16 protein-coding genes are annotated in these 18,043 nt (G+C 66.3%); 7 read left to right on the plus strand and 9 right to left on the minus strand.

Annotation, left to right across the window (positions count from 1 at the left end):
• Positions 1-123: 123 nt before the first annotated feature.
• Both hemA and JI664_RS07205 read right to left on the minus strand, forming a co-directional pair.
• Positions 124-1,353, minus strand: a complete 1,230-nt coding sequence (hemA, locus tag JI664_RS07200) for a 5-aminolevulinate synthase (protein ID WP_207013049.1) — start codon at positions 1,351-1,353, stop codon at positions 124-126.
• A 147-nt stretch (positions 1,354-1,500) separates the two neighbouring features.
• Positions 1,501-2,085, minus strand: coding sequence for a 5-aminolevulic acid synthase (locus JI664_RS07205; protein ID WP_207013050.1), 585 nt, complete (start codon positions 2,083-2,085; stop codon positions 1,501-1,503).
• Positions 2,086-2,282: 197 nt separating this feature from the next.
• Between JI664_RS07205 and JI664_RS07210 the strand changes: the two genes are divergently transcribed.
• Positions 2,283-3,671, plus strand: coding sequence for a dipeptidase (locus tag JI664_RS07210; RefSeq protein ID WP_207013051.1), 1,389 nt, complete (start codon positions 2,283-2,285; stop codon positions 3,669-3,671).
• Positions 3,672-3,690: 19 nt separating this feature from the next.
• Here the strand turns inward: JI664_RS07210 and JI664_RS07215 are convergent, their stop codons facing one another.
• Entirely contained in the window at positions 3,691-4,056 is a 366-nt protein-coding gene (locus JI664_RS07215; protein ID WP_207013052.1) for a hypothetical protein, read from the minus strand.
• Positions 4,057-4,199: 143 nt separating this feature from the next.
• On the opposite strand from JI664_RS07215, the gene JI664_RS07220 reads away from it, so the two are divergent.
• On the plus strand, positions 4,200-5,381 hold the full coding sequence (locus tag JI664_RS07220) for a cytochrome P450 (RefSeq protein WP_207013053.1): 1,182 nt from the start codon (positions 4,200-4,202) through the stop codon (positions 5,379-5,381).
• A gap of 159 nt (positions 5,382-5,540) precedes the next feature.
• Here the strand turns inward: JI664_RS07220 and JI664_RS07225 are convergent, their stop codons facing one another.
• Genes JI664_RS07225 through pth form a run of 4 tightly spaced genes read right to left on the minus strand, consistent with a single transcriptional unit; the run spans position 5,541 to position 9,252 of the window.
• Positions 5,541-6,539, minus strand: coding sequence for an NADPH:quinone reductase (locus JI664_RS07225; protein ID WP_349768693.1), 999 nt, complete (start codon positions 6,537-6,539; stop codon positions 5,541-5,543).
• A 44-nt stretch (positions 6,540-6,583) separates the two neighbouring features.
• The gene (gene hemF, locus JI664_RS07230; protein WP_207013054.1) at positions 6,584-7,465 is read right to left on the minus strand and encodes an oxygen-dependent coproporphyrinogen oxidase; all 882 of its coding nucleotides are present in this window, start codon (positions 7,463-7,465) and stop codon (positions 6,584-6,586) included.
• Positions 7,466-7,516: 51 nt separating this feature from the next.
• Entirely contained in the window at positions 7,517-8,545 is a 1,029-nt protein-coding gene (locus tag JI664_RS07235) for a DUF2332 domain-containing protein (protein ID WP_207013055.1), read from the minus strand.
• Complete coding sequence (gene pth / locus JI664_RS07240) at positions 8,542-9,252, minus strand: aminoacyl-tRNA hydrolase (protein WP_207013056.1); 711 nt, start codon at positions 9,250-9,252, stop codon at positions 8,542-8,544. The genes JI664_RS07235 and pth overlap by 4 nt, the downstream gene beginning before the upstream one ends.
• Positions 9,253-9,400: 148 nt before the next feature.
• Between pth and JI664_RS07245 the strand changes: the two genes are divergently transcribed.
• Positions 9,401-9,655, plus strand: coding sequence for a DUF7218 family protein (locus JI664_RS07245; RefSeq protein WP_207013057.1), 255 nt, complete (start codon positions 9,401-9,403; stop codon positions 9,653-9,655).
• 81 nt (positions 9,656-9,736) lie between these two features.
• Here the strand turns inward: JI664_RS07245 and JI664_RS07250 are convergent, their stop codons facing one another.
• Together JI664_RS07250 and JI664_RS07255 are read right to left on the minus strand one after the other, a co-directional pair.
• Complete coding sequence (locus JI664_RS07250; RefSeq protein ID WP_207013058.1) at positions 9,737-10,363, minus strand: 50S ribosomal protein L25/general stress protein Ctc; 627 nt, start codon at positions 10,361-10,363, stop codon at positions 9,737-9,739.
• A 165-nt stretch (positions 10,364-10,528) separates the two neighbouring features.
• Positions 10,529-12,334 (minus strand): ABC transporter ATP-binding protein, encoded by a 1,806-nt coding sequence (locus tag JI664_RS07255; RefSeq protein WP_349768694.1) that lies wholly within the window; start codon positions 12,332-12,334, stop codon positions 10,529-10,531.
• Between the two features lie 243 nt (positions 12,335-12,577).
• Between JI664_RS07255 and JI664_RS07260 the strand changes: the two genes are divergently transcribed.
• The 4 genes from JI664_RS07260 (at position 12,578) to JI664_RS07275 (ending at position 17,960) form a co-directional block, all read left to right on the plus strand.
• Complete coding sequence (locus JI664_RS07260) at positions 12,578-14,338, plus strand: SLC13 family permease (RefSeq protein WP_207013059.1); 1,761 nt, start codon at positions 12,578-12,580, stop codon at positions 14,336-14,338.
• 216 nt (positions 14,339-14,554) lie between these two features.
• The gene (gene proS / locus JI664_RS07265) at positions 14,555-15,898 is read left to right on the plus strand and encodes a proline--tRNA ligase (RefSeq protein WP_207013138.1); all 1,344 of its coding nucleotides are present in this window, start codon (positions 14,555-14,557) and stop codon (positions 15,896-15,898) included.
• 240 nt (positions 15,899-16,138) lie between these two features.
• Entirely contained in the window at positions 16,139-17,053 is a 915-nt protein-coding gene (locus JI664_RS07270; protein ID WP_207013060.1) for a serine hydrolase domain-containing protein, read from the plus strand.
• Positions 17,046-17,960, plus strand: a complete 915-nt coding sequence (locus JI664_RS07275) for an isopenicillin N synthase family dioxygenase (protein WP_207013061.1) — start codon at positions 17,046-17,048, stop codon at positions 17,958-17,960. Before JI664_RS07270 ends, JI664_RS07275 begins: the two co-directional genes overlap by 8 nt.
• Positions 17,961-18,043: the final 83 nt, after the last annotated feature.

Consider the following 18,043-nt stretch of genomic DNA (forward strand, 5'->3'; position numbering starts at 1 on the left):
TGAATGGATCGCTTTGCCCCGACCACAACTTCCGCACCGGGATAAGTGCGGACGAGTCGCCGGGAACGATCTCTTGCGTAAGGTTTAGCAGATCATCAAAAGCAATTGAAGTCTAAGACGTTCTCAGGCGGACATCTCGGCGCGATTCAGCGCACAATGCGACCACAGTTTGTCCATTGCGCCCACAACACGGTCGATTTCCTTGGGATCGTGTACCGGAGAGGGCGTGAAGCGCAGCCGCTCGGTGCCGCGCGGCACGGTCGGGAAGTTGATCGGCTGCACATAGACGCCGTGATCTTCCAGCAGCATGTCCGACAGCATCTTGCAGTGCACCGGGTTGCCGACATGGACCGGGACGATGTGGCTGCCATGGTCGATGATCGGCATGCCCAAGCCTTTCAGTCGCATCTTCAGGATCCGCGCATGCAGTTGCTGCTTGTCGCGCAGCTCTTGCCCGGCGGCGGTCTTGAGGAACGCGATCGAGGCCGCGCAGCCCGCAGCCACGGCGGGCGGCAATGAGGTGGTGAAGATGAAGCCCGGCGCATAAGACCTTATGGCGTCGACCATTTTCGCGCTCGCCGCGATATAGCCGCCCATCACGCCATAGGCTTTCGCCATGGTGCCGTTGATGATGTCGATGCGGTGCATCAGGCCGTCACGCTCGGCCACACCGGCGCCACGATGACCATACATGCCGACGGCGTGGACCTCGTCGATATAGGTCAGCGCGTTGAATTCGTCCGCCAGATCGCAGATCGCCTCGATCGGGCCGAAATCGCCATCCATCGAATAGATCGATTCGAAGGCGATGAGCTTCGGCGTGGCGGGATCGTCGGCTTCCAGAAGCTCGCGCAGATGGGCGACATCGTTGTGGCGGAAGATGCGCTTGGCACCGCCGTTGCGGCGCACGCCTTCGATCATCGAGGCGTGGTTCAGGGCATCGGAATAGATGATAAGCCCCGGAAAAAGCTTGGGAAGCGTCGAAAGCGTCGCATCATTGGCGATATAGGCCGAGGTGAAGACCAGCGCCGCTTCCTTGCGGTGCAGATCGGCGATCTCGGCTTCGAGACGCTTGTGAAAAACGGTCGTGCCCGAAATGTTCCGCGTCCCGCCCGAGCCCGCGCCGGTCGCGTCGAGCGCTTCGTGCATCGCGGCCAGAACCGTGGGGTTCTGGCCCATGCCGAGGTAATCGTTGCCGCACCAGACGCTGATGTCTTTCTTCGAGCCGTCTTCCTTGGTCCAGATCGCGTGGGGGAAGTGCCCCTTCTTGCGCTCGATGTCGATGAAGGTCCGGTACCGCCCTTCGTCGTGTAGGCGCTGCAGGGCGGAATCGAGGGCGGCATCGTAGGTCAAGGGTCTTCTCCTGGCGTCCTGCTGGGCACTCTTTAGGTGTGGCCAGCTCAAAAGCTGGACGATCTCTGCATGTTTGAATGCGACATTAACATGACCTGGATCAATTGAAAAAAACGTCGCACCCTGAGGAATGTGACGTTTTTCCCATCAATCTGCGATTACAACTTCGCAATCGGAAACCTCGGCACCGCCAATACAGGCCGCAACAGCGTCGGATCCGGCGTCACGGCCGGTGCCGATTCCCCATTGTCCGGTGCTGGGCGAAATGGCTAGCGCGCGGGGCGCCGAGGCGGCGGCGAAGTCGGTGGTGAAGCCGGTCGTCGCGTCCGAGGACAGCATCAAGGCCCGTTCTTCCCAGCCGGCGGGGCGCACTTCCAATGCGAGCGTGCAGGCGCTGCCGCCATCGCGGCGCGCATTGCAGCCGCTCAGCGCCGCGGCGCGCGCTGCGTCAGGCGAATGGTAATTCGCGGCCATGACGGTGGGGTCGGACATGATGCCCGCATCCGGTGCATAGGCGACGGCGGCATAGAAGGGCTGGCTGCGCGCCACGGTCATCAGGGCCGCGATCTCTTGTTCGCTCAGCCCGGGCAGGTCGTAACGGGCGACCTCGATCTGGCCCGCGGGGAAGACCATCGCCTGCGCGGTCCGCGACGGCACCGGGTCCGCCGTCGCGGCAGAGGCCAGCAGCGTGGCAAGGGCACAGGTCAGGGCGGTAACGGTGCGGTGCGACATTCGTGACTCCGGGTCGGTTTTCGGCCTTCACTTCTATCCACTTTATGACGCGAATGCAGCCCCTTGAGCGCCGCTTTTCGTGCACACATTCCGTTGAACGCCGTCCGCCCGCCTACGCCGCCGGGCGCACCGCGCGGGCATCTGGACTTCGCCGCCCGCGCGGGACTAGGGTTGGGCCGCAACAACAGGGATGTTCCATGACCTCCGATGCCGCCACCCCCGTCCTCGCTCATGTCGATATGCATCTCGACGAGTCGCTCGAGCGCCTGAAGGGCCTGCTGCGCATTCCGTCGATCTCGACCGATCCCGCCTTCAAGGCCGATTGCGACAAGGCCGCCGACTGGCTGGTCGATGAATTGGCCGAACTGGGCTTCGACGCCGCCAAGCATCCCACGCCGGGCCATCCGATGGTCGTCGCGCAGGATGATGACGGCGAAGGGATGCACCTTCTGTTCTATGGTCACTATGACGTGCAACCCGTTGATCCGTTAGAGCTTTGGGCGCGCGACCCGTTCGACCCGCAGGTCGAGGAAACGCCCAAGGGCCGGGTGATCCGGGGACGCGGCGCAGCCGATGACAAGGGTCAGCTGATGACCTTCGTCGAGGCCTGCCGCGCGTGGAAAGCGGTGCATGGCAGCCTGCCGCTCAAAGTGTCGATGTTCTTCGAGGGCGAAGAGGAATCGGGTTCGCCCTCGCTCGTGCCCTATATGAAAGAGCACGCCGAAGATCTGAAAGCCGATCTGGCGCTGATCTGCGACACCGGCATGTTCGACCCCGAAACGCCCGCCATCACAACCGCCCTGCGCGGCCTTGCCAAGATCGAGCTGGTCATCACCGGCCCCGACAAGGATCTGCATTCGGGCATGTATGGCGGCGCGGCCCGCAACCCGGCGCATGTCCTGTCCAAGATCCTGGCCGATCTGCACGACGAAAACGGCGGCTGCACGCTCGACGGCTTCTATGACGGCGTGCCGGAGCTGTCGAACGCGCAAAAGGCGCAATGGGAAAATCTGGGCTTCGATGCCGAGGCATTCCTGAAAAGCGTGGGCCTGTCGGTGCCCGCGGGCGAGAAAGGGCGCTCGGTGCTCGAAATGATCTGGTCGCGCCCGACCTGCGAGGTGAACGGCATGACCTCGGGCTATACCGGCGCGGGGTTCAAGACGGTGCTGCCATCGAAGGCGACGGCGAAAATCAGCTTCCGGCTGGTCGGTACGCAGGACCCCAAGGCGGTACTCGCCGCGCTCGAGGCGCATATCAAGGCACGGATGCCCGCCGATTGCCACTATGTCATCAATGAGCCCGAAGGCAGCAGTGCGACGACCATGCCGGTCGAGAACCCGGCTTTCGAAGCCGCGCGGCAGGCGTTGAGCGACGAATGGCCCAAACCGGCGGCCTTTATCGGCTGCGGCGGGTCGATCCCGATCGCCGGGCATTTCCAGACGCTTCTGGGCATGGATTCGATGCTGATCGGGTTCGGCAATGACGACGACCAGATCCACTCGCCCAACGAGAAATACGACCTGACCTCGTTCCACAAGGGCATCCGCAGTTGGGTGCGCGTGCTCGACGCGTTGTCGAAAGCCTGAATCGAGGACGCCGGCGGTCTCACATCCGTCGGCAGGCAAGACAGGCGAGGGCCGTCCAGGCCCCCGCCGCCCCCAACGTCAGCGCGGCGCCGAGCGCCAGCTCGGGATGGGTAAGGACCAGCGCCAGCGGCAGACCCAGTGCCAGCGCGCTCCAGCTCAGGGCCATGGCGAGATGCCGCTCGGGCTGCGGCACGATCAACGGCACCGCCAGCATTCCGGCAATCGCGGCGACCAGCGCCAGCACCTCGCCGCGCACCGGCACCAGCGTTGCGGCACCGGCGACAAGGGCAAGGCCGAAGAGCAGGCCGGCCCCCCGGGCCGACGCGACGAGGGCGGAAGGTATGGCGGGCGAGGGCGGGGCCGAAGGGCGCAGGATACGGGACATGCCCGTTAGACGGCGCAGGCGGCCCGCCGGTTCAAAGATTGTCTCGCGGTGCCGCCGCGTCGTCCGCCGCACTTCTTGACCTTTCGGTCAGGTCCGGGCAACGTCCCGCTTTCCCCGAATGGCAGATCTGAACCGAGCCCCTTATGCAGCGCCTGAGCCAATCGCCCACCGATCCCGCCTTCGTGCAGGATCCCTATGCTTTCTACGACCGCGCCCGTGCCGCCGGACCGGTCGTTTTCTGGGAAGATTACAATCTGCCCTGCGTCTTCGGTTTCGCCGCCGCGAACCAGATCCTGCGCGACCGCCGCTTCGGGCGCGAGATCCCCGAGAACAAGCGCGCGCCCGTCGCGCCGCATACTGCGCCGTTCTACGAGATCGAGGCGCATTCGATGCTCGAGCTGGAGCCGCCGCGCCACAAGCGACTACGCGGGCTGGTGCTGCGCGCCTTCACCTCGCGCCGGATCGAGGCCATGGAACCCGAGATCGACGGCCTCGTCGACGATCTGATCGCGCGATTGCCCGACGGCCCCTTCGACCTGCTTCCCGCTTTCGCCGAGACGATCCCGGTGATCGTCATCGCCCGGCTTCTGGGGGTGCCCGAAGAGATGAAGGATCAGCTGCTGGGCTGGTCGCATGACATGGTCGGCATGTATCAGGCGGGCCGCACCCGCGCGATGGAGGATGCCGCCGCCCGCGCCAGCCGCGATTTCTCGGACTTCCTGCGCGACTATGTCGAGACCCGGCGCCGCCAGCCGGGTGGCGACCTGATCACCTCGCTCATCGAGGCCGAGGAAGCGGGCGACAAGCTGTCCACCGACGAGCTGATCACCACCTGCATCCTGCTTCTGAACGCGGGCCACGAAGCCACGGTCCATGCAATCGGCAACGGGGTGAAGACGATCCTTGAAGCGGGCGGGCCCAAAGACTGGCTGACCCCCGACAAGGTCGAGGCCACGATCGAGGAAGCCCTGCGCTTCGACCCGCCGCTGCACATGTTCACCCGCTGGGCCTATGAGCGCATCGAGGTCATGGGCCATGTCTTCGAGCCGGGCGACGAGGTGGGCGTGATGCTGGGCGCGGCCAATCGCGATCCGTCGATGTGGGAAAACCCCTCGGTCTTCGATCCCGGGCGGCCCGCGAAGCCCAATCTGGCCTTCGGCGTGGGGCTGCATTTCTGCGTCGGCGCGCCGCTGGCGCGGATGGAACTGGTGCGCGCGCTGCCCAAACTGTTCGCCGCCTGTCCCGATCTGCGGCTGGCCGAGCCTGTGGATTACGCGATGAAGTACCATTTCCACGGGCTCGACCGGCTGATGGTGCAGCGCTGAGCCTGAGGCGCTAAGGAGGCCCGGATGACGGAAGGGGCGCGTGACGGGGGCATCGAGCCCCCGCCACCCGCGCGGGCTGGCCGCCCGCACCCGGACCGAGAGGGGGACACGCCCCCCTCTCGGTGCTCTTCCTGTGGATATTTCCGGATTAAAGATGTGTCAGGCGTCGGGATCGATGGCGATCAGCGCGGCGCCGATCCGGTCGTTGCTTTCGCAGGCTTCATGCGCGCGCCAGCCCTCGGCGAAAGGGGCTTCGAGCGCGATGGTATGGGTCAGCGCGCCGGTTTCGAGCCAGCCATTGATATCGCGGATCGCCGCGCTTCGGGCCTCGGGCGGGAGGATATAAACCAGCACCATGCGCAGGGTCTGGCTGGCAAACAGCATCGGGTAGAAGGGCAGGACCGGCTCGGGCTCGGCCATAGAGCCATAGGTCGCAACCACGCCATTGGGTTTGAGAACCGCGCGCGTGACGGGCAGGTTGGCGGCGAATTCGACCTCGACGATGCGGTCGACGCCGCCCTCGGACGCGGCTTCGACCTGCAGGGCCGCATCGGGGTCGCGGTAATCGATCACCGCATCGGCGCCCATCATCCGCGCATGGTCGGCCTTGGCGGGCGAGGCGGTGGCGATTACCCGCGCCGCGCCGCCCAGTTTCGCCATCTGCACCGCATAGGCCCCGACTGCACCGCCGCCGCCGGTGACAAGAATTGTCTGGCCGGTGATCGGACCGTCGGCAAAGAGGCAGCGATGCGCGGTCATCGCCGGGATGCCCAGGCACGCGCCCTGGGCATAGCTGGCGGCATCGGGCAGGGGGACGGCCTGCGCCTCGGGCAGGCAGACATATTGGGCGGCAGAGCCGAACGGTCTTTGCCACGCCGCGTTCCACAGCCAGACGCGCTGTCCCCGGCGCGCGGGATCGACGCCCTCGCCGGTTTCGACGATACGCCCGGCGCCGTCGCTGTCGGGTATGACCAGCGGGAAAGGGATCGGCGCGCGGGCGCCCGCACGGGTCTTGGCGTCCGACGGATTGGCGCCGGAAAAGGCCACTTGCACCAGCACCTCGCCGGGGCCGGGCTTCGGGCGCTCGACCTTGCGCAGCGTGAGGACCTCGCGCGCGGGGCCGGTGCGGTCGTAGCAAAGGGCCTGCATAGCGGTCATCTCTGTCTCGTCCTTGGGCAAGGGGTTGGGGGCCGGATCGCGGGTCAGACCCATTTCGCCAGCGGCGGCAGGCTCATCAGGACCGCATTGGCGTCGTGCCCGGTTTCCAGACCGAACTTGGTGCCGCGGTCATAGACAAGGTTGTATTCAGCATAGAGCCCGCGATGGATGAGCTGTGCGTCGCGATCGGCCTCGGTCCAGTCCTGCACCCGGCGCTTTTCGCATAGCGGCGCGAAGGCGGGCAAGAAGGCCTCGCCCACCGCGCGGGTGAAGGCGAAATCGGCGTCCCAGCTATCGGCGTCCTGTCCGCCCGAATTGAGGTCGTCATAGAAGATCCCGCCGACGCCGCGCGCGCGACCGCGATGGGGAATGAAGAAGTACTCGTCCGCCCAGGCCTTGAACCGGTCGTAGTAGCCCGCGTCATGCGCGTCGCAGGCGCGCTGCAGCTCGGCATGGAAATGCGCCGTGTCCTCGGGGTATTCGAGACAGGGATTGAGATCCGCGCCGCCGCCGAACCACCACGCGCCGGGCGTCCAGAACATGCGGGTATTCATGTGCACGGCCGGGCAATGCGGGTTGCGCATATGCGCGACAAGGCTGATGCCGGAGGCCCAGAAGCGCGGGTCGTCGGCCATGCCTGGCACGCCGCGCGCGGCCATCGCTTTTTGCGCGCGCTCGCCCAGCGTGCCATGCACCGCCGACCAGTTGACGCCGACCTTTTCGAACAGCCGTCCGCCGCGCATCACCGACATGATCCCGCCGCCGCCCGCGCCGCCGTCGCGCTGAGTGGGCGTGACTTCGAACCGCCCGGCGGGCAGGTCGCTGTCGGTCGTGTCCTCGAGCGCCTCGAAGGCCTGCGTGATGGTGTCGCGCAGGCTGCGGAACCAATCGGCGGCTTCGGTCTTGCGGGTTTCGAAATCGGTCATGGAGCCTCTCGGTGGCAGCGACTTTTGAGTATTGTCAACAAGGTGAGGGGATCAGCGCGCGCGCCATTCGACCCAGCGGCCATGGAAATCCGCACGGCCGAGATCGATTGTCCGGTCGCCGGGCCAGAGCCGCAGGGTCAGGCCCGCGCCCGGACTGGCGCCGTCATGTTCATAGGCAAGCCAGGCGAGCGGGGCGTCGGGGGTGGCGCGGGCGCCCGCCGCTTCCATCAGCCGGGTGCCACGCTGCTTCGCGGCGTCGGGGAAATACTGCCACGCGACGGTGGACCAGACCAGATGCAGGTGGCCGGGCTTCGGCGCGAGGCGGATTTCGAGCCAGTCGACGGCGTCGGCACGGTCAGGCCTGGGCGGATTGGTGGCGATGGCCGCTTCGGTCAGCGCGCGGCGATGCGGCTGATCGGGCCAGAGATAGGCAAGAAGGCGCAGCCGCTCGTCGGCATCGTTCAGGTCGATCGGATTGAGATCGACGCCCGCGCGATTAGCCACGGTGATATCGGCAGCAAAGGGCAGGGCGCCCGTCCATTCGGGGCTGAGGACTACGCCAGTCGAGGGGCTGCCCAGCCGCGTGCCGCCCGCTTGCAGCGCGAACCGGTCCCAGTTCAGGTTCAGCCCGGCACTGGCGCCGAGTTCAGAGAAGACGAAGGGCAGGGTGAAACGCTCGGCCAGCCAATGGCCGGTGGCGATCAGCACGGCGGCGCGGCGGACCTCGTTGGTTTGCGGTGCACGCTCGATGAACGGGGCGATGAAATCGACCGCGGCATCCAGCGCGGTGTCGATGGCCTGCCAGAGCGCCTCGTCAGGGACGTTGTGTTGCGGATAGACCGCTTCCAGCGCCGTGTTCCCGCGCAGGACGAGCGCGTGCAGCGCCCCGGCAAGGCGCAGCGGCACCGCGTCGCCCGAAGCGGTCATGTCGCCGGGCCAGTCGAACAGGCGCTTCGTAAGAGGCCGGTCGGGTTCGAGGCGGTCGGCCAGAAGGGTGCAGAGCCGCTCCATGAAGGGAGAGCCAAGGGCGGCACAGCTTGCGCCCTGAGCGCGAAACGCTTGGCGAAGGGGATGGGTCATCGGAACCTGTCGGCGAGTTTCTGCAGGGCCGAGCGGGTATCTTCCGGCGCAGAGATGGGCTGCGGGGCAGCGGTCTTGGGCTCGGTTGCTGGCGTCTCGCGCCCCTGATTGCGGCCCTGATTTTGCCCCTGATTTCGGGCAGGCGCCGTGCGGGCCGCGACGGCGTTCTGGAACTTCGCACCATCCCCGGCGGCGAGGTGATCGGCGCCGTCCGAGATGCCGCGCATCAGGTCGTCGAGCCAGTCGTCGTCGGCCTTGGCGAAATCGTGCAGCACATAGGCCGCAACGCGATCCTTGTGGCCGGGATGGCCGATGCCCAGCCGCACGCGGCCATAGGCCTCGCCGATATGCTGGTGGATCGAGCGCAGCCCGTTATGGCCCGCATGGCCGCCGCCCTGTTTCAGCCGCAACTTGCCCGGGGCTAGGTCGAGTTCGTCATGCAGGACGATCACGTCGGCGGGGTCGAGCTTGAGATAACGCATCGCTTCGCCCACCGCCTGACCCGAGAGGTTCATGAAGGTCTGAGGCTTGAGAAGCATGGCCTTGTCGCCGCCGAGACGGCCCTCGGAAACCTGCGCCTGAAAGCGGGTTTTCCATGGGCTGAACCCGTGGTCCGAGGCGATCCGGTCCACGGCCATGAAGCCGATATTGTGACGGTTCTGCGCGTATTTCGCGCCGGGATTTCCAAGGCCGACAATGAGTTTCATGGCGCTTGTTCTAGCGCGCGCCCCGGGGGGTGTCCATTGGCGGCGGGCGGTCGGGCAAGGTCATGACTGCTGCGGAAACGGACAGTTCGGGCGTGGGGCGGGGAACCGGGCGCGCGCTGCCGGGGTTGGTCTGCGAAAGGAGAATGCCATGGCCAATCCCAGTCTGAAGGACGAAGACCTGTACGAGACCCTGCGCGACGAGGGAATGTCGAAGGAAAAGGCAGCCCGCATTTCGAATGCGAAGGCCAATCCCGACATGCATCCGTCCCGGAAGGGCGGCAAGGCGCCGCCTTACGAGGAATGGACGCGCGACGATCTCTATGCCCGGGCGCAGGAGATCGGCATCGACGGACGCTCGGCGATGAGCAAGGACGAGCTGATCGAGGCGCTGCGCAACCACTGAAGGTGCCACCTGCGCAACGAAAAACCCCGCCCGGAAGGGGCGGGGTTTCGGATAGCTTCGCCTGAAGCGAAAGCCTGAGGATTACTCCTCGGCGGCTTCTTCTTCGGCACCGTCGTCCTCGGCATCGGCCGAACGCAGACCCGACGGGGCGGCGATGTTGGCGATGACGAAGTTCCGGTTGATGACCGGCTTCACGCCGTTCGGCAGTTCGATGTCGTTGATGTGGACGGTGTCACCGATTTGCTTGCCGGTCAGATCGACCACCAGCTTTTCGGGGATCTCGCCCGCCAGAACGTTCAGTTCGACATCCGAGCGCACCACGACCAGCGTGCCGCCGCGCTTCAGACCCGGTGCCGCGTCGTGGTTCACGAATTCCACGTGGACGTACAGGTTGATGCGCGAGGTGCGGCGCAGGCGCATCAGGTCGACATGCGTCGGCAGGTCTTTGACAACGTCGCGCTGCACATCGCGGCAGATCACGCGCACGTCTTCCTGACCGTCGACTTTCAGGTTCCAAAGCTGCGACTTGAAGCGGCCTTGCTTCAGCAGTTTCAGCAGGTAGTTGAAGTCGAAGTTGACGTTCAGCGGGTCCGCACCGCCCCCGTAGAGGACGCCGGGCACTTTGCCGTCGCGACGAGCTTGACGAGCGGCCCCCTTGCCCGACCCCGTCCGGACCTCGGCGATCAGATCCTGGATCTCACCAGCCATATCGGTTCTCCATGAATTAGGTTGCATAAGCCACGCCCCTCCAAGGGTGGATGCGCAGCCGGGCTGCCCATAGCGCAGGCCGGGCACGAAGGAAAGGGGAAAGTGCATCTTCACAGGCGTTGCGCATGGGCCGGGGCCAAAGCACGCTGCGCGCTGCACGGTCGCTCAGCCGTCGTTGAATTGCAGCGCGTGCAGGCGGGCATAGACCCCCTCAAGCGCCAGCAAGGTCTCGTGATCGCCTTCTTCGACCACCCGGCCGGCTTCCATCACGACGATCTTGTCGGCATGGCGCACGGTCGACAGGCGGTGCGCGATCACCAGCGTCGTGCGCTGCGAACTGAGCTCGTCGAGCGCTTCCTGCACCAGCGCTTCGGATTGCGCATCGAGCGCCGAGGTCGCCTCGTCCAGCAGCAGAACCGGCGCTTCGCGCACCAGCGCGCGGGCGATCGCCACGCGCTGCCGCTGACCGCCCGACAGAGCCGATCCGCGCGGTCCGACCCGTGTCTCAAGCCCCAGCGGAAGTCCGGGCACGAATTCGTCGACATGCGCGGCCTTGATCGCGCGCTGCAACTGCTCTTCGGGGACGTCGGTCTTGCCCATGAGCACATTGTCGCGCAGCGTTTCGTCGAACAGCGCACTGTCTTGCGCGACGACGCTGAACTGGCTGCGAAGCCCGCGCAGATCCATGCGCGTGATATCCTCGCCACCCAGCAGGACCTTCCCGGCTTGCGCATCGACCAGACGCGTCAGCAGCATGAAGACGGTGGATTTCCCCGCGCCCGACGGCCCGACCAGCGCCGTGGTCTGCCCGGCCTTCGCGGTAAAGCTGAGACCGCGCAGCACCGGCTCGGATTCGTAGGCGAAGGTGACGTCGTCGAAGACCACGTCTTCCTTGCCGTGCTCAGGCAGTGGGGCCAGGTCGCCCTCGGGCTGGGTGATGCGCGGCTTTTCCGACAGCAGGCGGTGGATCCGTTCGAGCGAGGCGAGGACGTTCTGCCATGCACCGGCAAGGTTGCCCAGACGGCGCAGCGGTTCGAACAGGAAGGCGATCGCGGCGAAGAAGGTCATGAAATCGCCGACCGTGCGGTCTCCGGCGGCGATCTGGCTGCCCGCGAAGATCATCACCAGCGCGAAGCCCATCGCGGCAACCAGATCCGACATCGACCCCATCGCCGCCTGACCGCCCGTCACGCGCACGCGCGCCTTGACGAAGCGGGTGAAGACACGGCTCAGGCGCGCGGTCTCGTTCTCTTCGGTGCCGGTGCGCTGGATGGTCTGCACGCCGTGGAAAATCTCATCGAGCCGGGTCGAGGCCGCAGCGGAACTCTCGCGCGCCCGCACGCCCATCGCCCGCACCAGCCGCTGCAGGAAGGCCGCCGGCAGGACCAGAAGCGGCACGCCCACCAGCGCGATCACCGTCCACAGCCAGTCAGTCCACATCGCGACGCCCAGAAGCACCACGATCGACACCATGTCACGCCCGACATTGGGGATGATCTTTTCAAAGACCGCGTTCAGTTCCAGCGTATCGCCCCGCACCCGGTCGATCAGATGCCCGGGCGGGTGACGATGATGGAACGATTGGTCCAGCCCGATCAGGTGCTGCGTCATGTCGAGTTGCAGCCGCGTCACGACTTTTTCGGAAACATAGGCCATGAGCGTGCGGTAGGTCAGCGACGACACCGCGCGCACCACGAACGTGGCCGAGATCCCGATTGCGACCCAGAACACCATGTCCTCTTGGCCCGCCACCAGAACATCGTCGAACATGGGCTTCAGCATCGCGCTGAGCACGCCCGCCATGGCGCCATCCATCGCCATCAGGATGATACCGACGATGATATAGGGCAGCCAGCGGCGGACATGGGTGCGCCAGAACCAGCGCGCCAGTGCGCGGTCCTGCGCCGGGTCCGCGCGGCGCGGCAGCGGTTCCGACTTGGATTTCTTTTTCGGGGTCGACACTTGGCTCACGCGGGAATGCCCAGATTGATCGCGGCTCTATACATGGGATCGCCGCGCAGGGAAACCGGGGCCTTCGCGGCAGGCGGTTTCCTTCGGGCCGGGCTTTGCAAAGCGGGCGCGAAACAGTGCCGGGAACCCGCCCCGGCGCCTAGGCGTTTGATTCCGCGCGCAAGACAGGCCACCTTGGCGGCGATGCGAGGCACAGATGATGCGAGTCTCGCACCCAAGACCCCAGGCGGCTCAGGAGAGGCCATGTCCACCCCGCAACTGACCATCCTTGCGATTCTTATCCTTGTCGTCGCGGGGTTCCTGTGGGGACGCTTCCGCCACGATGCCGTGGCTCTTTTCGGCCTCATCGCCTGCGTCGTGACCGGCCTAATCGATCCGGAGCGCGCGTTTACCGGCTTCGGCCATCCGGCGGTTGTGACCGTGGCCTGCGTGCTGATCCTCAGCCGCGCATTGCAGCATACCGGCGCCGTCGATGTGCTCGCCCGCCGGGTGCTGCCCGCCGAAGCCGGGCGCCTGAGCGCCGTGGCCGCGTTGATGGGGCTGGGCGCGGCTTTGTCGGCCTTCATGAACAATGTGGGCGCAATGGCGCTGCTGATGCCGCTGGCGATCCAGCTGGCGGGCCGGTTGAAGCTGCCGCCCGGACAGGTGCTGATGCCGCTCGCCTTCGGCACGATCATGGGCGGCATGGTCACGTTGGTGGGGACGCCCCCCAACCTGATCGTCGCGACGTTCCGCCCCGACGGCGCTTTCCGGATGTTCGATTATACATGGGTGGGTCTGCCCGTGGCGCTGGCCGGGATCGCCTTCGTCGCGCTGATCGGCTGGCGACTGGTGCCGGTGCGGCGTCCGGCTGGGGATATGCCCTTCGAGACCGGCACCTATCTGACCGAACTGCGCGTGCCCGAGGACAGCAAGGCCATCGGCCTGACGCTGCGCAAGTTCGAAGACGAGCTCGAAGGCGTCGATCTGGTGATCCTCGCCCTCATCCGGGGCACGCAGCGGCAGAACAACCCGCATGGCTCGCGCAAGATCGAACAAGGCGACGTGCTGATCGTCGAGGCCGAGGCCAAGGCGCTGACTGAAAGCGCGGCACGCCACGAGATCGCGCTCGAAGGACTGGGGTCGCGCGACGAGGACGAAAACGACGACGAATTCGTGCTGCGCGAATTCGCGCTTTTGCCCGGCTCGTCCCTGATCGGGCGCTCGGCGCGCCAGCTGAGAATGCGCTTTCGCTGGGGCGTGTCGTTGCTGGCGGTGGCGCGCGAAGGGGCGCGGCCGCGCGGGCGGCTGGGGACGCTGACGCTGAAATCGGGCGATCTGCTGCTGTTGCGCGGCAAGGCCGAGGTCCTGTCTGATTTCGCCCGCGACCATAGCTGCGTGCCGCTCGACACCGCGCCGCTCTGGGTGCCCGACAAGCGCAAGGCGTGGCTTGCGACGGCGATCATGGCGGCGGCGGTGCTGGTCGCGGCGTTCGGCATCCTGCCCTCGGCGGTGGCCTTTGCGGGCGGCGTGCTGGCGACGATGCTAACCGGCACGCTGCCGCTGCGCGAACTCTACCGCGCGCTCGACGGGCCGGTCATCGTACTGCTGGCCGCGCTGATCCCGGTCGCGGCGGCGATGCAGGAGACGGGGACGGCGGACCTGCTGGCACGGGGCATGGTGGACTGGCTGGCGCAGGGCAACACGCTGGCCGCGCTGGTGGTCGTGCTGGTGGTGACGATGGTCCTGTCGGACGTGATGAACAACGCGGCGACGGCGGCGGTGATGGCCCCGATCGCACTGGGAATCGCAGCCCAGCTCGGCGCCGGGGCCGAGGGCTTTCTGATGGCCGTGGCCATCGGCGCCTCCTGCGCCTTCCTGACGCCCATCGGGCATCAGAACAATACGCTGATCCTCGGGCCGGGCGGGTTCCGGTTCGGCGATTACTGGAAGCTGGGTCTGGCGCTGGAAGTGGTGATCGTCACCGTCTCGGTCCCGCTGATCGTGTTGATCTGGGGGGTGTGAGGCGTCGCTTGGGAGCATCCGCGCGCTCACGACCGCTCGCGCGCTTGTGAAGGGCGGCGGGTTTTGAGTATTTGAGGCAAAGTGAAAGGGCGCGGGCTAAGGGCGTCCATTGGAGCGCGGCTCATCGGGCGCGAGCGATACCACGCTTCTTGTAGGGCGCGCGGCAATCGCCTAGACACAGGCGGAAATCTTGTGCCCGACAAAACCGAGGTCCGCATGCGCCTGAGCCGCTATTTCCTGCCCGTCCTCAAGGAGACGCCGTCCGAGGCGCAGATCGTCAGCCACCGGCTGATGCTGCGTGCCGGCATGATCCGCCAGCAGGCAGCGGGGATCTATTCCTGGTTGCCGCTGGGCTTCAAGGTGCTGCGGCGCATCGAGCAGATCGTGCATGAAGAACAGCAGCGCGCGGGCCATATCCCGCTTTTGATGCCCACGCTGCAGCCCGCTGATCTGTGGCGCGAGAGCGGCCGCTACGAGGCCTATGGCGAGGAGATGCTGCGCATCAAGGATCGGCACAAGCGCGACCTGCTGTACGGGCCCACGAACGAAGAGATGATCACCGACATCTTCCGCAGCCATGTGTCGAGCTACAAGGATCTGCCGCTGACGCTGTACCACATCCAGTGGAAATTCCGCGACGAGATCCGGCCGCGTTTCGGCGTGATGCGCGGGCGCGAATTCCTGATGAAGGACGGGTATAATTTCGACCTCACTTATGAGGACGCGATGCATGCCTATAACCGCCATCTGGTGAGCTATCTGCGCAGCTACGAGCGGATGGGCCTGCAAGCCATTCCGATGCGCGCCGAGTCGGGGCCCATTGGTGGTGACGACACGCATGAATTCCTGGTTCTCGCCGAGACGGGCGAATCCGAGGTGTTCTACGACAGCGAGATCACCGATCTGCGCTTTGGCGAGCGCGAGATCGATTACGACAATGTTGATCAGTGCCGCGCCGTGCTGGAGGAATTCACCTCGCGCTATGCGCGCACCGACGATACGCATGACGCCGCCGCGTTCGAGGCGCAGGTGCCCGAGGAACGCCGCCGCTCGGCACGCGGGATCGAGGTCGGACAGATCTTCTATTTCGGCACAAAGTATTCCGAGCCTATGGGCGCCACCGTCGTCAACGACAAGGGCGAGCGGGTGCCGGTGCATATGGGCAGCCACGGGATCGGCGTGTCGCGTCTTCTGGGCGCGATCATCGAGGCCAGCCACGACGAGAACGGGATCATCTGGCCCGAAGGCGTGACGCCGTTCCATGCCGGGATCGTCAATCTGAAGCAGGGCGACGCGGCGGCGGATGCGGCCTGCGAGTCGCTCTATGCAGCGCTCAAGGCGAAAGGCCTTGATCCGCTCTATGACGACCGCGAAGAACGGGCGGGGGCAAAATTCGCGACGATGGACCTGATCGGTCTGCCGTGGCGGATCACCGTCGGGCCGCGTGGGCTGAAGAACGGGGTGGTCGAGCTGACCTCGCGCCGGACGGGCGAGAGCGAAGAGCTGACCGCCGAGGCCGCGATCGACCGCCTCGCGCAGATCTACGCGCCGCATTTGTGAGCAGGCGGGGCGAGGGGGCTGTCTGCCCCCTCTTGGCCGCGCGGCCCGTTCCCCCTGAGGGTATTTTCGAAACAAAGAGCGCGGGCGCGGCGGGGGCTGCGCCTTTTTGCTTATCCGGGGGGCGCGGCCTGCCGATCACACAGTCAGGAGTTGCGCTGCGATGCGGCGTGGGTATCTTGCGCTCATTACCGCTTTGGGGAGTTCATTGTGTCGATCCGGTCCTGGACCCTGTTTACGTTAATGATTGCATCGCTGGCCACGGGCGCGCGGGCCCAGGAGGCGTCGGTCGAAACCCGGGCCGAGGCGCTGGCGGGAGCGTTTTTCGACTGGGCGCATGAGGTGGGCGCCGCCGCGCCCGAGATCGCCGTGACCTATCGCGGCGCGGTGGTGTTGACGCAGGCCGAAGGTGTCGAGCCGGGCGCGCCGCGCGAGCTGGCCTCGATGTCGAAGGCGATCACTGCGCAATGCCTTGCGGGGCTGGTCGAAGAGGGGCGGCTGCGCTGGAGCGACACGACGGCCGCCCGGCTGGGCTGGGACGGCGATGCGGGCGCAATCACGGTTGCGCAGCTTGTCACCCACAGCGCCGGTCTGGGGCCGGACCGTACGCAGGAGGCGATGGCGGGCTGGCTGACCGAAGGCGACTGGCGCGATGTGGCGGGCTGGCCGATGGCGCCGGTCCACGCGCCCGACACGCCGCCGGCCTACCGTTACAGCAATGAGAATTACGCGATCCTTGGCAGTGTTATCGAGGCGGTGACGGGCCAGCCCTATGAGACGGCCTGCGACGGGGTGTTGCCCGCGGCGGCGCTGTCCGAAACCACGGGCGCCTTCGGGCCGATGGGGGGATGGCGCGCGCCGCTGGCCGATTACGCACAGTTCCACGCCATGCTCTATGGCGACCGCCCGGCCTCGGGTCCTGTCACGGTGATCGACGGGCCGGTTGTTTACGGGCTGGGCATGGTCGGGCGTCCGCTGGGCGAAGGCTGGGCATGGTGGCATAGCGGGATGTTGTGCATGGAAGACGTGCAGGCGGCGGCCTATTCGGTGCTCTGGCGCGGCGGCTGGGGCGTGAGCGTCGCACTCGACAGCTGCCCCGGCTGGGAGGGGCTGGAATCGCTGGACCGCATGCTGGTAGAGGCCTTGCCCGATGAATGAGTCCTTGAGCCGGGCGATCCCGCGGATCGATGTCGCAGCGCTGTTTGCGGGCGATGCGCAGGCCCGGGCCGAGCTGCGGCGCGGGGCCGAAGAAGTCGGCTTCCTGACGCTGGTGAATACCCCGATACCGGCCGCACGGGTGCGCGACGTGATCGCTGCCTATCGGGCGTTCTTCGCCTTGCCTCTGGCCGAGAAGGGCGCGGTCGACATGGCGCGGACCGGATCGAACCGGGGCTGGGGCGCGCCCTTGTCCGAACAGGTCGATCCGGGCGCCAACCCCGATTACAAGGAAGTCTTCGACATGGGCTTCGCGGTGCCCGGCTCGACCCGGCCGGTCCATGCGCCCAATCTGTGGCCTGCCCGGCCCGAAGGGTTCCGCGAGACGCTGGAGGCCTATTATGCCGAGGCACAGGCGCTGTCGCTGCGGCTTCTGTCGGCGATTGCCGGGGCGATCGGCGCCAAGGAAGACTGGTTCGACGACAAGTTCGAGCATCCGATGGCGCTGTTGCGCGGTAATTTCTATCCCGAGCGGCCCGACTGGGCCGGAGACCGCGATTTCGGCATCGGCGCGCATACCGATTACGGATGTCTGACTTTGCTGGCCAATGACGGCGTTCCGGGGCTCGAGGTGAAGATGCGCAACGGCGAGTGGCAAGCGGTCGCGGCCGAGCCTGGCGGCTTCGTGGTGAATTTCGGCGAAATGCTGGAAAGCTGGTCAGGCGGGCGTATCCGCGCGACGCTGCACCGTGTGGTAGGCTCGGCCTCTGAGCGCATCTCGGTGCCGCTCTTTTTCAACCCGTCGCCCGATGTAAACGTGGCGCCGCCGGGATCGGGGCAAGTGATCCGCGCCGAGGACCACCTGCAGAAACGTTTCAACGAGACCTATCTGCACCTGCAGAAGGCCTGACATCCTTCAGGCAGGCACGTCGTCGACCAAAGGCGCGTCAGGCCCCCCGGGCTCTGCCGGATAGGCTTGCTCATAGGCGCGAC

Origin of the sequence: Rhodobacter sp. NTK016B, from assembly GCF_017303295.1 — a bacterium.
Classification (GTDB): Bacteria; Pseudomonadota; Alphaproteobacteria; order Rhodobacterales; family Rhodobacteraceae; genus Pararhodobacter.

Bases quoted from the DNA above. Each gene is read 5' to 3' on its own strand.
- JI664_RS07205 (WP_207013050.1), bottom strand. From the start codon at position 2,085: ATGTCGCACCGCACCGTTACCGCCCTGACCTGTGCCCTTGCCACGCTG.
- JI664_RS07210 (WP_207013051.1), top strand. From the start codon at position 2,283: ATGACCTCCGATGCCGCCACCCCCGTCCTCGCTCATGTCGATATGCAT.
- JI664_RS07215 (WP_207013052.1), bottom strand. From the start codon at position 4,056: ATGTCCCGTATCCTGCGCCCTTCGGCCCCGCCCTCGCCCGCCATACCT.
- JI664_RS07220 (WP_207013053.1), top strand. From the start codon at position 4,200: ATGCAGCGCCTGAGCCAATCGCCCACCGATCCCGCCTTCGTGCAGGAT.
- JI664_RS07225 (WP_349768693.1), bottom strand. From the start codon at position 6,539: ATGACCGCTATGCAGGCCCTTTGCTACGACCGCACCGGCCCCGCGCGC.
- hemF (WP_207013054.1), bottom strand. From the start codon at position 7,465: ATGACCGATTTCGAAACCCGCAAGACCGAAGCCGCCGATTGGTTCCGC.
- JI664_RS07235 (WP_207013055.1), bottom strand. From the start codon at position 8,545: ATGACCCATCCCCTTCGCCAAGCGTTTCGCGCTCAGGGCGCAAGCTGT.
- pth (WP_207013056.1), bottom strand. From the start codon at position 9,252: ATGAAACTCATTGTCGGCCTTGGAAATCCCGGCGCGAAATACGCGCAG.
- JI664_RS07245 (WP_207013057.1), top strand. From the start codon at position 9,401: ATGGCCAATCCCAGTCTGAAGGACGAAGACCTGTACGAGACCCTGCGC.
- JI664_RS07250 (WP_207013058.1), bottom strand. From the start codon at position 10,363: ATGGCTGGTGAGATCCAGGATCTGATCGCCGAGGTCCGGACGGGGTCG.
- JI664_RS07260 (WP_207013059.1), top strand. From the start codon at position 12,578: ATGTCCACCCCGCAACTGACCATCCTTGCGATTCTTATCCTTGTCGTC.
- proS (WP_207013138.1), top strand. From the start codon at position 14,555: ATGCGCCTGAGCCGCTATTTCCTGCCCGTCCTCAAGGAGACGCCGTCC.
- JI664_RS07270 (WP_207013060.1), top strand. From the start codon at position 16,139: ATGATTGCATCGCTGGCCACGGGCGCGCGGGCCCAGGAGGCGTCGGTC.
- JI664_RS07275 (WP_207013061.1), top strand. From the start codon at position 17,046: ATGAATGAGTCCTTGAGCCGGGCGATCCCGCGGATCGATGTCGCAGCG.